Source organism: Paenibacillus sp. FSL R5-0713, assembly GCF_037973325.1.
Taxonomy (GTDB): Bacteria; Bacillota; Bacilli; order Paenibacillales; family Paenibacillaceae; genus Paenibacillus.
The window spans coordinates 3,419,034-3,434,895 of sequence record NZ_CP150229.1; the positions used below are offsets into that span (position 1 = coordinate 3,419,034).

The 15,862-nt window shown below is 44.1% G+C and carries 12 protein-coding genes; 10 read left to right on the forward strand and 2 right to left on the reverse strand.

Annotation, left to right across the window (positions count from 1 at the left end):
• Positions 1 to 70 precede the first annotated feature (70 nt).
• From pdxS to MKZ12_RS15290, 5 genes are all read left to right on the forward strand, one after another.
• Positions 71 to 955: a pyridoxal 5'-phosphate synthase lyase subunit PdxS gene (gene pdxS, locus MKZ12_RS15270; RefSeq protein WP_253442583.1), complete on the forward strand. Its 885-nt coding sequence runs from the start codon at positions 71 to 73 to the stop codon at positions 953 to 955.
• A gap of 204 nt (positions 956 to 1,159) precedes the next feature.
• The gene (locus MKZ12_RS15275; RefSeq protein WP_339255206.1) at positions 1,160 to 3,619 is read left to right on the forward strand and encodes a helix-turn-helix domain-containing protein; all 2,460 of its coding nucleotides are present in this window, start codon (positions 1,160 to 1,162) and stop codon (positions 3,617 to 3,619) included.
• Between the two features lie 203 nt (positions 3,620 to 3,822).
• Entirely contained in the window at positions 3,823 to 5,055 is a 1,233-nt protein-coding gene (locus tag MKZ12_RS15280; protein WP_339255208.1) for a PTS transporter subunit EIIC, read from the forward strand.
• Positions 5,056 to 5,074: 19 nt separating this feature from the next.
• The gene (locus tag MKZ12_RS15285; RefSeq protein WP_339255210.1) at positions 5,075 to 7,351 is read left to right on the forward strand and encodes a glycoside hydrolase family 3 C-terminal domain-containing protein; all 2,277 of its coding nucleotides are present in this window, start codon (positions 5,075 to 5,077) and stop codon (positions 7,349 to 7,351) included.
• Between the two features lie 182 nt (positions 7,352 to 7,533).
• Positions 7,534 to 8,616 (forward strand): ABC transporter substrate-binding protein, encoded by a 1,083-nt coding sequence (locus tag MKZ12_RS15290; RefSeq protein WP_339255212.1) that lies wholly within the window; start codon positions 7,534 to 7,536, stop codon positions 8,614 to 8,616.
• Positions 8,617 to 8,775: 159 nt separating this feature from the next.
• Here the strand turns inward: MKZ12_RS15290 and MKZ12_RS15295 are convergent, their stop codons facing one another.
• Positions 8,776 to 9,114 carry a cupin domain-containing protein gene (locus tag MKZ12_RS15295; protein ID WP_339255214.1) on the reverse strand — a complete coding sequence of 113 codons (339 nt, stop codon included), beginning with the start codon at positions 9,112 to 9,114 and terminating at the stop codon, positions 8,776 to 8,778.
• Positions 9,115 to 9,193: 79 nt separating this feature from the next.
• The gene (locus MKZ12_RS15300; protein WP_339255216.1) at positions 9,194 to 10,021 is read right to left on the reverse strand and encodes an AraC family transcriptional regulator; all 828 of its coding nucleotides are present in this window, start codon (positions 10,019 to 10,021) and stop codon (positions 9,194 to 9,196) included.
• A gap of 226 nt (positions 10,022 to 10,247) precedes the next feature.
• On the opposite strand from MKZ12_RS15300, the gene MKZ12_RS15305 reads away from it, so the two are divergent.
• From MKZ12_RS15305 to MKZ12_RS15325, 5 genes are all read left to right on the forward strand, one after another.
• A complete protein-coding gene (locus MKZ12_RS15305; RefSeq protein ID WP_339255218.1) occupies positions 10,248 to 11,717 on the forward strand; it encodes a HAMP domain-containing sensor histidine kinase in 1,470 nt (489 codons plus the stop codon).
• 6 nt (positions 11,718 to 11,723) lie between these two features.
• Positions 11,724 to 12,416, forward strand: coding sequence for a response regulator transcription factor (locus MKZ12_RS15310; protein WP_339255220.1), 693 nt, complete (start codon positions 11,724 to 11,726; stop codon positions 12,414 to 12,416).
• 119 nt (positions 12,417 to 12,535) lie between these two features.
• Entirely contained in the window at positions 12,536 to 14,044 is a 1,509-nt protein-coding gene (locus tag MKZ12_RS15315) for an S-layer homology domain-containing protein (protein WP_339255222.1), read from the forward strand.
• Between the two features lie 120 nt (positions 14,045 to 14,164).
• Positions 14,165 to 14,746, forward strand: coding sequence for an ankyrin repeat domain-containing protein (locus MKZ12_RS15320; protein WP_339255224.1), 582 nt, complete (start codon positions 14,165 to 14,167; stop codon positions 14,744 to 14,746).
• A gap of 286 nt (positions 14,747 to 15,032) precedes the next feature.
• On the forward strand, positions 15,033 to 15,746 hold the full coding sequence (locus MKZ12_RS15325; protein ID WP_253442587.1) for a glycoside hydrolase family 16 protein: 714 nt from the start codon (positions 15,033 to 15,035) through the stop codon (positions 15,744 to 15,746).
• Positions 15,747 to 15,862: the final 116 nt, after the last annotated feature.

Sequence of the window (15,862 nt, forward strand, 5' to 3'; positions counted from 1 at the left end):
TTTATACTAAATCATAGTTTAGAGCGATGCCTTTATTGAAAATCACCCCAAAGTTAATAGGAGGTCTACAATTATGCAAACAGGTACAGATCGTGTAAAAAGAGGAATGGCTGAGATGCAAAAAGGTGGCGTCATCATGGACGTTATGAATGCAGAGCAAGCTAAAATCGCTGAGGCGGCAGGGGCAACAGCAGTTATGGCTCTTGAGCGGGTGCCTTCTGATATTCGCGCAGCCGGCGGTGTAGCCCGCATGGCAGATCCAACGATCGTTGAAGAAGTTATGAAAGTTGTGTCTATTCCAGTTATGGCCAAAGCACGTATCGGTCATTACATAGAAGCCAAAGTGCTTGAATCACTGGGTGTGGACTATCTCGATGAAAGTGAAGTTCTTACTCCTGCAGACGAAGTGTTCCATATTGATAAACATGAGTTCACTGTACCATTTGTATGTGGAGCCAAAGATTTGGGAGAGGCTCTTCGCCGTATTGGCGAGGGAGCATCCATGATTCGTACAAAAGGCGAGCCAGGAACGGGCAACATTGTAGAGGCAGTTCGTCATATGCGCCTAATTAACAGCCAGCTTCGCAAAGTTCAAAACATGTCCAAGGACGAGCTGTATGCTGAAGCCAAAAACCTGGGTGTAGCTTATGAGTTACTCCGCGAAATTCATGAAAATGGCAAACTTCCTGTCGTAAACTTTGCAGCAGGTGGTGTAGCTACTCCGGCGGATGCAGCACTAATGATGCACCTTGGAGCAGATGGTGTGTTTGTAGGATCAGGTATTTTCAAATCAGATAACCCTGAGAAATTCGCTCGTGCCATCGTTGAAGCTACAACACATTACACGGATTACAAACTGATTGCCGAAGTATCCAAAAACTTGGGCGCCCCTATGAAAGGGATCGAAATTTCTAAGTTGGCTCCAGAAGAGCGCATGTCCAACCGCGGTTGGTAAGATTGCAGGGTATCTGGTTGAATAGGTAGTTTGAACTTTTATAGAGAAGAGCCGATCAATTGAACTTAATTGATCGGTTTTTTTGTCGTTACTGTCTAGTTTGTTGATATGTTCAAAATGCTGTGCCTATAATAAGCGGTATGAAGGAAGGTGCGGACAATTCGCTATTTATATGAGTTTATTCAACATCAGGACGATCTGCCTATGAAACTCTTCGTGAACTCTGTGAAGCATATTGATTTTCATTGGCATAAGGAAGTGGAAGTTGTATATGTTCTTCATGGTTCAATCATCATGTATTCGGACCAGCAGCAATATACACTGCATGAAGATGATGTGATCGTGGTTAACAGTATGTCAGTCCATAAAATCGAACGCACCAATCAGGACAACGTGTTATTGACACTGCAGTTCGGTCCTGAGTTGATGAACAATAATGCGTTTATCTCCTGTAACTCTGCCTTGAATGTGGAGCAGGATGCTTCCTGGCTGCATAACATTAAACAATATCTTGCACAGATGGTATGGGAGATCAACAAAAAAACACCGGGTTATCAAAATTTCACTATGGGCAGATTACAGATGTTATGCGGCTGCCTGCAGAGGTATTTTTCCAGTGGAACAAATTTTGCATTGGAAAACGGCAGCAAGGATTATGACTATAAAAGACTGAACAGAGTCCTCACATATATTGATTTACACTACAATGAGAAGATTACGCTGCAGGATATGGCCGATTCCGAACATTTAAGTCTGCATTATTTCTCCCACTTCTTTACCGACAAAATCGGGATACCTTTCCAAAAGTATTTGACGCTCATTCGCTTGGAGAAGGCTCAGGCTCAACTCGCAGCAAACGATAAAAATATTTCGGAGATCGCGCTGGATTGCGGATTTGCGAACGTGAAGCTGTTTAACAAATACTTCAAGGAAAAGTACGGCTGCACGCCCGGTTCCTATCGCGAATCTTCGCGTACACCGGAACCCCATCAGTTGAATGTGAACCGCAAGCCCAAAACGTATGAGGAATCTTCAAGCGGAGATTATTACGAGATGGAAACGTTAAATGCGATTAGCTCACTGTATCGATATCTGGATGCTAAGGTAGACGCCGATCATGACACACTCTCTGTACCGTCTACACATATGTCAGAACAAACTAGCATTGAAATATGTGCGGATCAGAGGTCGTCTGTCTATGAAAAGCATTGGAATATGACCATGACGGCAGGGAGAGCCATTGAAGGTTTGCGTGAAGATTGGCGAAAGCAGTTCTCCGAGCTGAAAGGAAAAATACCTTTTCAAAATATTCGGTTTCACGGCATTTTCAATGACGAGATGATGGTGTACAGCGAGAACGAGCAGGGCATGCCCCTTTATAACTGGTCTTATGTGGACAAGTTGTATGATTTCCTGCTGGATCAGGGTGTTCGGCCATTTGTGGAATTAAGCTTTATGCCGAGCCAGCTGGCGAGATCCAAAGAAACGCTGTTTTGGTGGAGGGGGAATATCAGCCCACCATCCGTCCCTGCCAAATGGCAGGCGCTTGTTGCCGAGTTCGTTCGCCATTGTTTAAATCGTTATGGGGCGGAAGAAGTGAGACAGTGGTATTTCGAAGTCTGGAACGAACCTGATCTGGCTGGTGTTTGTTGGGCAGGAAGCAAGGAAGAATACTTTGCGTTTTACGAATCGACCGTTCATGCCATCAAATCGATTTTGCCCGAACTGAAGGTAGGAGGGCCGGCTATGGGTTACGGATCTCTCTGGAACGATACCTGGGCTGAGGATTTTTTGGCTTATTGCAGTAAACAGGAATTGGCTCTCGACTTTTTTTCATTCCACATCTATTCGGAGTATCCCAAGCTCAAAGTTGAAGATGATCGTTTAACCCAAATCATGCATCCTGCTTTTTATAAAGAGAGTATTGAGCTTATGCGACAAAAAATGAATGCGTCATCGTACGCTCATGTTGAACTTCATGTCACGGAGTGGAACTTTTCGCTGTATGACCGAAACTTGCTGCACGATACCATGTTCATGGCTCCATTTGTCATTTACCACACCATGAACACGCTCGGTGACGTGAAAGCGATGGCTTTCTGGTCCTTTACCGATGTATTCGAAGAAAGTATTGTTCCCTCTTCTCCTTTCTACGGAGGTTTTGGCCTGATTAACCGCGATGGGCTGAAGAAACCCAGCTATTATGCATTTGAACTTATGCAAAAGCTTGGGAATGAGCTGCTGGTCAAGGGAGACGGGTATGTCGCAACCCGAAAAAGGGATGGAAGCATGCAGTTTTTGTTCTATCACTATGTGCATGTTGACCGGCTGTTTGCTAGTGGAGACTGGTCGGAATTATCCTGCTCAACCCGTTATGACGTATTTGAGGAAAAAGGCAGCAAAGCTTATGAACTTACCCTGAGTAATCTCGAGGGAACTTATAAATGCACCAGTTATCGACTGGACCGGGAGCATGGATCGGTATTTGATGAGTGGATCCGCATGGGATCACCCTATTCCTTGACGGAAGAAGAAATTCTCTATTTAAACGGAAGGAGCGGCCCGGTGATGGAGACAGAGATGGTAAGGGCTGATTGTTGGCGCAAGGAATTGGTGCTCCCTCCTCATGGCGTGATGTTACTCATTTTGGAAAGACAATATTAGAAAAAAGTGCTCTTAAGACATCCTTTCAGTATTGAAGGGATGTTTTTTGTTGTTTAATTCTTTTGCAGGCTGGCAAGCTAGAACTGTAGCGATGAATTGGGCAAAAAACGATCCATGACGTGGCAAGTTCCAACAAGAAAGCGTTAACACAAATCGATATACTATGGTTGTAGCAGCATAGAGGAAGACAGGGGGAGTTTTGGATGAAGCGTTTCATGAAATGGATGACAGATTCGTTTGCGCCAAGATTGGAGGCGTTTACGAACAATATTTGGGTTTCTTCGATTCAAGAAGCCATCATGGTCGCCATTCCGATGATTTTCATCGGTTCAATTATCACATTGATTTCAATTTTGCAGGATTTCATTCCGGGAATGCCGGACCTGACACCCATCACAACATTCAGTTTTGGTTTGCTGGGGTTGTTTATTGCTTTTTTGACACCTTATGTCGTGATGGAAAAAAGAGAACGACACAAAATTAAGTTGCTTGCGGGAATGACGGGGATATCTCTGTTCGTCATGCTGCTTAACCCAACACTAAACGAAGACGGCACCATTCAGTTCATTCTTGAACGATTCGGACCTTCGGGGATGATTACAGCACTCTTAGTAGGTGTATTCGTTGCGCTTGTAATGATCTTGTGCAACAAATTTTCGTTCTTCAAAAAGGGATCTTCACTTCCCGAATTCATTATGGATTGGTTCGATTTTCTCGTCCCGATCGCTCTGGTATTAACAACAGGATGGGTGCTTGTATATCAGCTTCATTTTGATATTTTTGGACTGATCGTGAACGTATTTGAGCCGATCAATGCCGTGGGGCAAAGTTTAATCGGATTTTTATTGTTCAACTTTATCGGCGTAGTACTGTATTCCTTTGGCGTAAGCCCGTGGGTTATGACACCGATCTGGTACGCCATCTGGATACCTGCAATTGAAGAAAATGCAGCACTCGTCGCAGCGGGACAAGCTCCCGTCAATATCAACACATTTGAAACCTTTTTTTCCGGATGGCTGGGTATTGGCGGAATGGGAGCGACCTTGCCGTTAGTTGTTTGGTTCCTGATGGCACGTTCGAAAAAGCTGAAATCTGTCGGCAAGGCAACTATTATCCCATCCTTGTTCAACATCAATGAACCCGTCGTGTACGGAGCACCGATTGCCTTTAATCCATTACTCATGGTGCCGATGTGGATAAACTCACTTATCACACCGGTGATTGTATACTTGGCTCTCGACTGGGGTTGGGTTCGAATTCCGAGCCAGATCTTCCAGCTATGGTATACACCGATCGGCCTGTCCACCTACATTATGTCCGGATTCAATGGGCTCATCTTGCTAGCGGTTGTTCTGGTGATTGTATTTATTGTCTGGTTTCCGTTTTTCAAACTGTATGATGCACAGGAACTGAAGAAAGAACAGGAAGAAAATTAATATCAGAAGGGTGAATACTATGGATAAATCAATCAATGAATTATTGTCAGCATTGACTCTGGCAGAGAAAGCTTCACTCTGCGCAGGATTGAATATGTGGATGACAAAAGGAATCGAGCGGTTAAACATTCCGCCAGTTCATATGTATGATGGGACAAACGGCATCCGTAAAACGAACAGCGATGAAGAAATGGGTATTACAACGGAAAATGTACCCGCAACCTGTTACCCTACGGGTTCAGCCATCGGTTCTTCGTGGAATACGGAATTGTTGCATGAAGTCGGTGTGGCACTGGGACGTGAATCGAAAACGATGGACGTCGAGCTGCTGCTTGGACCTGGTGTAAATATGAAAAGAACGCCGCTTGGTGGAAGAAACTTCGAATACTATTCGGAAGACCCATACTTGACGGGGGAACTTGGTGCGGCGTTTATAAACGGGATCCAAAGTGAAGGAGTGGGTGCTTCTGTCAAACACTTTGCAGGCAATAACCAGGAGTTCGAGAAAATGGTGACCAGTTCGGAAATCGATGAGCGGACGCTTCGCGAAATTTACCTAAGCGCCTTTGAACGGATTATTAAGAAATCCGACCCATGGACAGTCATGTGTTCCTATAATTTATTGAATGGAACGTATACAAGTGAGAACGAACATTTGCTGCATGACATTTTGAGAGAAGAGTGGGGATATGAAGGTGTTGTCTTGTCCGATTGGACAGCTGTCAATGATCGCATACGTGGTCTGAAGGCCGGGCTTGATCTGGAGATGCCGGGTCCCGCCCATTACAATGCCAAAGCGATCATTGAAGCGGTCCAGAACGGAAGCCTGTCCGTAGAACAGTTGGATCGAAGCGTGAGTCGTATTTTGAAACTGGTTGAGCGGGTAACGGGCAAAAAAGATTTGGAATCATCTCCAGATTCCGACTATCATGCACTTGCACGTAAAGCGGCGGCCGAGAGTATCGTGCTTTTGAAAAATGAAAACTCGATTCTTCCCCTGGGGAAGGAGTCCATTGGGTCAATTGCCGTGATCGGACGATTTGCCAAAAAACCGAGAATTCAGGGAGCGGGCAGCGCGAAGGTAACACCTACAAAAGTCGATATTCCATGGGACGAGATAAAGAATCTGGCTGGGGACGCCATGACCATGAAATATGCAGAAGGGTACCCGGAGGATGACTCTGTCAATGATGAGCTAATTAAAGAAAGCGTCTCATTTGCCATGAATTCCGATGTTGCTGTATTGTTTGTGGGCCAACCGGAATATGCCGAATCGGAGATGCATGATTTGCAAGGCATTGATCTACCCGAGCATCAGGTAAAATTAATTCTCGCGGTAGCGGCGGTTCAGCCCAAGTGCATTGTTGTGACGAGTAGCGGCTCCGCACTGGCAATGCGTCCATGGGTACAGCATGTTCCTGGTGTGATTCATTCATGGTTGTCGGGTCAAGGCATGGGTAAAGTGATTGCAGATGTATTATTCGGACAGACGAATCCATCGGGCAAGTTGTCTGAGACCTTCCCTGTCAAACTGTCGGACAACCCCTCACATATGCGAATTCGCGGAGAGAACGGCAAGCTGTATTATCGTGAAGGCCTTTTCGTAGGTTATCGATATTATGACCGGAAAGAACTGGCACCTCAATTCCCGTTTGGACACGGATTGTCATACACATCGTTTTTGTATACGGATCTGGAAGTGGCACAGACCCTTACCGGTGTGACTGTGTCTTTCCAATTGAAAAATACCGGCAAGCGCAAGGGGAAAGAAGTTGTTCAACTGTATGTTCACGATGAAGAGTGCACATGGACCCGTCCAGAGAAAGAATTAAAAGCGTTCACTAAAGTTGAACTCGAGCCGGGTGAAAAACGCAAGATTACTTTTGAACTGGAAGAGAGAGACTTTTCATACTACAACACCAAGTACAATCGTTGGGTGGCAGAGACCGGATTTTTCCAAATTTCACTTGGCAGCTCGTCCAAAGATCTCCGAATTACGGAACGTTTGCATTGTGACTTTGGTAAGGAAGAAATCACTTTCCACAAATTCAGTCTGCTCAGTGAGTGGATGTGTGATCCGGCAGCGAAAAAGGAATTGGAACATTGTCTGAATGAAATGAACAAGCATGTTACAGACAAGGTATATCTTAATGAGGAGTTTGTGGGATTCTGGGCAGATTTCCCGATGATCAAAGTATTCCAAATGTTCGGTCAACAATGGATGAATGAACGTTCACCTGACGAAATTATTCATGAACTTATCACCAAAGTTAATCAGGCACGAAGTGAAAGATAACGATATAAATATCAATTGATATGAGAAGACCTCCTAATGGGGGTCTCTTTGTATTCATCACGTAAATGATATTGATTATTGTTCTCATTTACAACCTTCGACATTTACTATATACTAACAATAATGATTTTACATATTGGTCAAAAAGATCAAAGAGAATTCAAAAGGGAGAGATTATTTAAATGTTAGTATCCGTTAAAAAAGGGATGATTCTATGTTTGATTACTGCAATGATTCTGGTGCTCGCAGCGTGCTCAAGCAACAATGGTGGCAGCGAAGATACGAATGGCAGCTCACAGCAAGCTGCGGAGAGCAGCGCCTCGAATGCAGCAACAAACGGGGAACAAACCGACGCAGACGCTTCAACACCTGCTGAAACAACTTACCCGGTAACCGTTTCAAACTATACAACAGAGAACGGCACATGGGTGAAGAAGGAGCAAACGTTTGACAAGGCACCTGAACGAGTAGTTGCTAATACCCAAGGTGCAGCCGAACTGATGATTCGCCTTGGTTTGACAGACAAGCTTGTAGGTGTAGCTGCACTGTTTGGAAGTGTACCTGAAGATATCGCTGATGAATTTAAACAAATTCCTGTGCTGGCTGAAGGTTATGTAGGCAAGGAAGTGACCATAGGTGCTTCGCCTGACCTGGTTGTGGGGCGTGGTGGATTGTTTGAGGATGCGGATTGGGGTGTTGGTACAGTAAGCAGCTTGAATGATATGGGGATCAAAACGTATGTACAAAGCACCAGTGTTCCTGATGCATCGTTAGATAGCCTGTATCAGGATATTACTGAATTAGGTGAGATATTCAACGTACAAGCGAATGCAGCCGCATATATTGAGACGCTAAAAGCACGCGAGACTGCATTGTCGGCCCGAGCTAGCGCTGAAACGATCAACTATGCATCTTTTTCGGATAATGGTGATGGAACCATCGGAATTTATAACGGAAACGGAGATACATTTATTGAAAGTGCAATGTCATTAATTAATATGCATAATATGCTCATTAATGAAACCGGAACACTCAGTCTGGAGAAGCTCATCGAGCTGAATCCGGATGCCCTGATTATTTCCAGGTATGCTGGAGGAATTGATCCTGAACAGACAATTGAAAAACTGCTATCCAACAAGCAGGTACAGAACATCAATGCAGTTAAAAACAAGAAAATCTACATTATTGATTTCAACAACTTCTGGGGCTACGGAGATTCCATCTTCACAGGTGTTGAAGGGCTCGCTGATGATCTCGGTTTGTAAAGGCCATTTCAGCTAGTGAACATTCGTGCCTACAGATTGTTTCATGAGCTACGTGTATAGTACCAATGAAAGCCGCTATTTTAGCGGCTTTTTTTGGTATAAAAGAACCAAGATCCTGTCCCTAACCGAGGAGAAGATCTTGGTTCTTGGCACTACTGGTTATACTAAAGCAGTTCCGCCAGTGCTTACTTCACTTCCAGGCTCCATTAACATGATATGACATTCCTTTTCGGCGGAAGGCTTGATCTCGACTCCCTTGGGTACGATATACATCTCATCCTTACGAATCTTCACTTGCCCATCACGAAAATCTATTATCATTTCCCCTTCGAGCACAAAAAACAACTTATCGGTTTCCTCATGAACATGCCACTCAAAATCTCCAGCAATCTTTACGATCTTAAATTGATGGTTATTCATTTCTCCAATGAGTTTCGGGGACCACAGATCGTTGATTTTAGCAAATTCCTCATTCAATTTAATAGCTTGATAATGCATCGTAATTCCTCCTGTGTAATGTTCGTTTAAGTTCAGTATACTGATTTAGATTTAGGCGTAACATGGATGCCTGTTGAAATCAGGATGGATTATTGATGAACCTCTGACGATACGCAGTAGGAGAGACACCATTTTGTTTCTTGAACACTCTACTAAAATAATAGGGATCGGCAATGCCCACCGTTTCAGCAATCTGTTGCACAGAAGCGTCATTTGCCAATAACATTTGTTCTGCCATGTTTATACGATATTTCAATATATATTCTGCTGGCCCCATGCCTGCATGTCTTCTAAACACATAGGAAAGCCGGTTACGATTAACGTTATTTTGTTCTGCAAGCGATGCGATAGTCAGACTTTGATCATAGTATTTTTGAATATAGGCAGAGACCCGTTCAAATAAAACAACTGATTCACAACTTTTTTGCTTATGGTCAACACATAACAAAGTTTCATTCAGCACATCGCGAAACAGCATTTCTGTCTGAAACCTTGAAATACCTCCATGCTGGTTATACACATGCCAAAGACGCATAATTAATTCGATCAGACGAGGGGATTGGCCCGTTGATAATTCAAAATGCTGATGGGAGAAGCTTGACTCTTCCAGATCTGAACTACATATTCGGTATAAAACCAAGATATACTCCCAGTCATTTTTATTAAACACGGTCTGATCCAGTTTCATTTTTGCTCCCCCATGCACAACTTTTCCTGGTGAAAAGATATAGGGCGTCCCATCAAATTGAAATTGTATTTTTCCTGTAAGGGGGAACACGAATCCAGGGAAGGAATCGGTATAGTCAGCGTGAGGAACCCCTGGATTTCTAGCATATCGATATATTCCTTCTACTTGAAAAGGAATGTGTGCAAAATGTGCTGCTAACTGATTAACGTCTACTTTCACATTCCGTACCTCGTTTCAATAATGTTGCCAGTCCTGTTGAGATAAAAGGCTGTAGATCTTACTACAACACTATTGATAATCATTATCAATGTCAACATATTAAACAAAGACCTTTTCAAGAATCACGAGAGTACGAAACCTCTTTTTTTACATCTGGGCAATTGAATCGATCTTGTGTTAACATGTGCACTAACTAATCCAAATGTCTGCTTGAGAAGGGGAACCCATGTCCATTCGAATTAAAATGCTGCTATCTTTCACGAGTATGCTCGTAATAAGTCTGTTGTTCATCCTGCTAACGGCAAGCCTGTACACGATTGCGGCCACAGGGGATCTGCAGAGTTTTCGTGATATATACAAGGTACATTATCAGATCAATCCACTGAGTGACCAGGGAGAATCGATCTTTCAAGAGATGAAGTTTCTGGCTAAAAATGATCCTGACGACCTGCAGAACAAGGTCTTGCTGCGTGAATATGACATGAAGCTGAGAGCTGAGAAGTCAGGGCTCTACGTCAGACGGGAGAATAGTCAGATCTTCGAATCGCTGACCTTCAACCAGCCGGAACTGAGACAAGCTCTACCTGCCTACGATCTTAACAACTATCAGATTCGAAGCACCTTCAATATAGGTGAGCGATTCTACGCGTATGCGAAATTTGATTTTCAATACTCGGATGGAGAACGGGGAAGTATCTTCGTTATTCGGGAGCGAAGCCCCTTTGCGGAACTTACTCGCAAATTACTGCCTGTGATGTCACTTCTGCTAATCGGTGTCCTGATTATCACCAATCTGCTACTGTTCCGCTGGATCACGCGCAGTTTTATTAAGCCGCTCAATCAACTACGAAGCTCAGCCGAACATATTAAAGATGGCAATCTATCCTTTGAGATTCAGCTGAATTCCAATGACGAGGTTGGGCAACTCAGCGAAGCATTTGAGAGTATGCGGAATCAATTGCAGCGCTCCTATGCGTTACGACAGCAGGACGAAGCAAACCGAAAAGAGCTTATCTCGAACATTTCGCATGATCTCCGTACGCCGATTACCAATATTAAAGGTTATATTGAGGGTATTCGTGACGGAGTGGCCAATACTCCTGAGAAAATGGAGAGTTACGTTAATATCATTCACTCCAAAGCAGTTAGTATGGATAAGCTGGTGGATGAACTGTTTTTATATTCGAAGCTCGACCTGAACCAGGAACCTTTCCTGTTCAAAACAGTTGATCTCGCTGATTTCCTGGAAGACAGCATTGAAGAGTTGAGATACGATCTGGAGGACAAAGGTGTTGCCTTGCATTGGAATAACCAGTTGTCTGGTCCCGCTATGTCTGCTGTGGATCCGGAGAAGTTAAAACGTACCGTTGTCAATGTGGTGGATAATGCACTCAAATACATGGAGAATGACAACAAACGATTCGAGATTACACTTCAAGCTGATGAGAAATGGATTACGATGGCGTTTAAAGATAATGGCAAGGGGATAGCCGAAGAGGCACTGCCTTATATATTTGAACGTTTCTATCGGGCAGAACAATCCCGCAACTCGTCAACGGGTGGCAGTGGACTTGGGCTAGCTATTGCCCGGCAAATTATTGATGGACATGGGGGCTTCATCTGGGCAGAAAGCAAGCCTCATAATGGCACGAGCATATATATCAAACTGAAACGGCTAAATGAAGAGAGGGACTAATGAGTCATGGCAAACATTTTGATCATTGAGGACGAAACAACGATTGCGGAACTGGAACGGGATTATTTTGAGCTTAATGGATTTTCCGTGGATCTCTGCCACAATGGAGATGAAGGTCTGAAGCAGGCATTGGAGGGGGACTACAATCTGATCATTGTTGATCTGATGCTTCCGGGACTCGACGGCTTCGAATGTTGCAGGCGTATTCGCGAGGTGAAGGAGGTGCCCATCCTTGTCGTTTCCGCGAAAAAGGAAGAAATCGACAAGATCAGGACATTTAATCTGGGCGTGGATGACTTTATTACAAAACCGTTCAGCCCAAGTGAATTGGTTGCGCGAGCCAAGGCTCATTTAACCCGATATGAGAGACTGCTTGGCAAAAACAAACCAACTGAGCAGGATGAAATCCACATTCGGGGGCTTCACATTGACAAAGGATCACGCCGTGTTTTCGTTAATGGAGAAGAGGTGGCGATTACAACCAAGGAGTTCGAGTTACTTGTATTTCTTGCGAGTCATCCCAATCGGGTATTCAGCAAATCTGATCTGTTTGAGCGTATCTGGGGCATGGATTCCACCGGAGATATTGCAACGGTAACCGTCCATATTCGCAAACTGCGTGGCAAGCTGGAGACAGATCCCAAAAATCCAGAGTATATTGAGACCGTCTGGGGCGCAGGCTACCGATTCACTGCATAAGTTTCCTGAAAATTTAGAGCCAGTTTATATTTTGTTAATAACTTTATCCTTAGGAGTTTCTTTTTGTCCTCTATTCTATAGATACAGGCAACTACAACCTATAGAGGAGGAATTCAACCATGAATTCGACAACCCGCAAAATCGCTACATTTCTAACCATAACTGCATTAGGTACAGCAGTATTCCCGCTAACTGGGAATCAAGTACATGCAGCTACATACGTTAATACCATTGCGGCAACAACCGCACAGCTTACTCCACAGCAGATTGATGCTGCTGTCAAAGAACTGAATAGTTTGGGGATCATGAACGGGTACGCAAATCAATCCATGGGTGAACATCGAGCAATTACCCGTGCAGAGTTAGCGTCATTGGTTTTTAAAACATTTCATTTGGAGAGCAAAACAGGAGAAACCTTAGAATTAACAGATGTTAATCCCAATGCATGGTATTCGCCATATGCCTCAAAGCTTGTTGAACTCGGCATCATGGAGGCACGCGATGGACAATTCCAGCCACAAGCTCAAGTGACAGATGCGGAACTCGAACAGGTCGTATCCAAAGCGATGCAGCGTGACGTAAAATCTGTTCAGCATTGGATGAGCGAGTTCTACTCCGAGAACGGTTCAGCAACACGCGGCGAAGCAGCGGTGCTATTGCAAACAGCTCACCGAGCCATTCCTTCGGAGCAAGCTCAAATCCAGAGCGTTAGATCGCTGAATGCCATTACGTTAATCGTCACGTTTGACAAACCACTGACAGCAACGGATGAAGCTTTTGCCAAGGCACAATCGGACTTTGCGTTTAGTGGTGGACTGACCTTAACCAATATGCCCCGTTTGAAAACAGGCTCGATTGCCACTTACATCGTTCCAACGTCCGTACAAGATGCTGGTGAAGTGTACAGCCTTACTTACAAAGGTCAAGATGCTGGTTCCTTTGAAGGCAGTGGCACGAAAATAAACATGACCACAGCTAGTCAAGTCACGAATGATACATTCGAGATTGAAGCATTGCAAGAGAACGGAGTCGTGGATTACGGTTACATTATCTCGGCTTACAGCGGTGGTCGAGGCGCGAATGCGTTCGTGCTGAATGATCAAGAACAAGCCGGAGGCAAAACGTTTCAAATCATCTCTTCCATGCAGGCAAGACAAGTTGTAATTACGCCAGAAGGCGGCGAGCCCATCATTGCCAGATATGTGCCGTTCACACAATCGACAGACGGCAAACAAGAACCGAAGTTCCGTTTGCCTGAAGGTCAAGTGTTGAAACCAGGTGTAACATATACCGTATCTTCAGACTGGGCAAACCTCGAAAATGCTTCATTCACTGCAAAATCGTTTGATGCGCTAGAGGTTGCAAGTGCTCAGGCTGTGAGTGAAACCTCCATTGAAGTTACACTTGCCCAAGATCCCGGAGATGAACTGTTCTCTGGTCGTAGTGTAACGTTAACAGCACCTAGCGGGGAAGTTCTGACAGCCACCTATAAATACTCAAGTCGAAAAGGATCTACAGGTGTATTCGACATTACGAATGACGGAAAGCTGACTCCAGGTACGACCTATACATTAAACCCAGTTGGGGATTGGAGCGTCTCTTCTTCGGTTACCCTGACCCTGGAGTAAAGGAGGCAGTATGAGTAAGTCGCTGATCATCGTTATACTAATAAGTAGTATGTTTATCTTGCAAGGCTGTGTACCTGAGTTGAAAAACGACTCGAATGTGGGACTTCACTGGAAGAACAGTTGTTCAAGGCGGTAGAGGATAGAGATAACGAAAGTATTAAAAAATGGATTCAAGCCGGCGCCCATATCAATGCTCAGGATCAGAACGGAAGAACGGCTGCCATGATGGCAACTTATAACAACGATCTGGCCTCAGCAAAAATATTGATTGAAGCTGGTGCAGATGTAAATGTACAAGATGATATGAAGAATAACCCATTCCTGTATGCTGGCGCTGAAGGATACTTGGACATTTTGAAATTGACGATCGAGGCGGGAGCAGACCCAGCGATAACGAATCGATATGGAGGAACGGCACTTATTCCGGCTTCGGAGCATGGATATGTGGAAGTGGTACGGGAACTCCTGACCCAAACTTCAGTGAATGTGGACCATGTGAATCAATTGGGATGGACAGCGCTTCTGGAAGCGATCATATTAAACGATGGCAATGCACAACAGCAGGAGACCATTCAATTACTTATTGAGCATGGAGCAGACGTAAACATAACAGATCGTGATGGTGTGTCACCGCTCAGTCATGCAAAGAAGAGAGGTTTTAAGGAAATAGAAGACATTTTGGTACGGGCTGGAGCCCAATAGAAATGATCTAGTGTCAATAAAGAAATCAAAATGTTGAGCTACATGTAAATGGTATTTATAGAGCGCCTGCTTCCTTCGATGCTGAGGGGCAGGCGCTTCAATATATTAAAAAATGAATATCTCTGCTTTGAAATTTTCTATAGTGTACCACTCTGCTTCCAGATAAAATGGAAATACCAACCATGTAAGCGCTATCTATTAGTTGCAGTGCAGTTCTCTTTACCATATTGGCCTGCACTCAGTAATATTAACTTTTACATGTTGGAATCATTCATGGAGGTGTATGATGAAGAGGAAGTCTTGGTATACTTTGGCGGTAACAGGTATTGTTTCGTTGTTTTTTTCAGTAAGCGCTTTCGCGGGTTATGTGTTCTGGGAACCACTAACCTATTTTAACGCGAGCACATGGCAAAAGGCGGATGGGTATTCCAATGGGGGAATGTTCAACTGTACCTGGCGGGCTAACAATGTTAATTTTACAAGTGATGGAAAGCTTAAGCTTGGGTTGACCAGTTCTGCACAAAACAAATTTGATTGCGGAGAGTACCGATCCACGAATACGTATGGGTACGGCTTGTATGAAGTCAGTATGAAACCTGCCAAGAACACAGGCGTGGTTTCCTCATTTTTCACATACACAGGGCCCTCACATGGCACCCAATGGGATGAAATTGATATCGAATTTTTAGGGAAAGACACCACCAAAGTGCAGTTTAATTATTATACCAATGGGGTTGGCAATCATGAGCAGATTATCAATCTGGGTTTCGATGCATCCCAAGGTTTCCATACGTATGCATTCGATTGGCAGCCGGGACATATCAAATGGTATGTTGATGGTGTCCTGAAGCATACGGCAACCAGTAATATTCCAAAAACACCGGGCAAAATTATGATGAATCTCTGGAATGGAACGGGTGTAGATAGCTGGCTCGGTCCTTACAACGGTGCCAATCCGCTGTATGCAGAGTACGATTGGGTCAAATATACGAGTAATTAAGTAGACTGAAGCAGCCGTTAGCGGCTGCTTTTTTCGCTATACAACGGTATTGTAATTATTCAATCTATATATTCAATATCCAATATCCTAAATTAATGCAATAAATGTTGCAATAT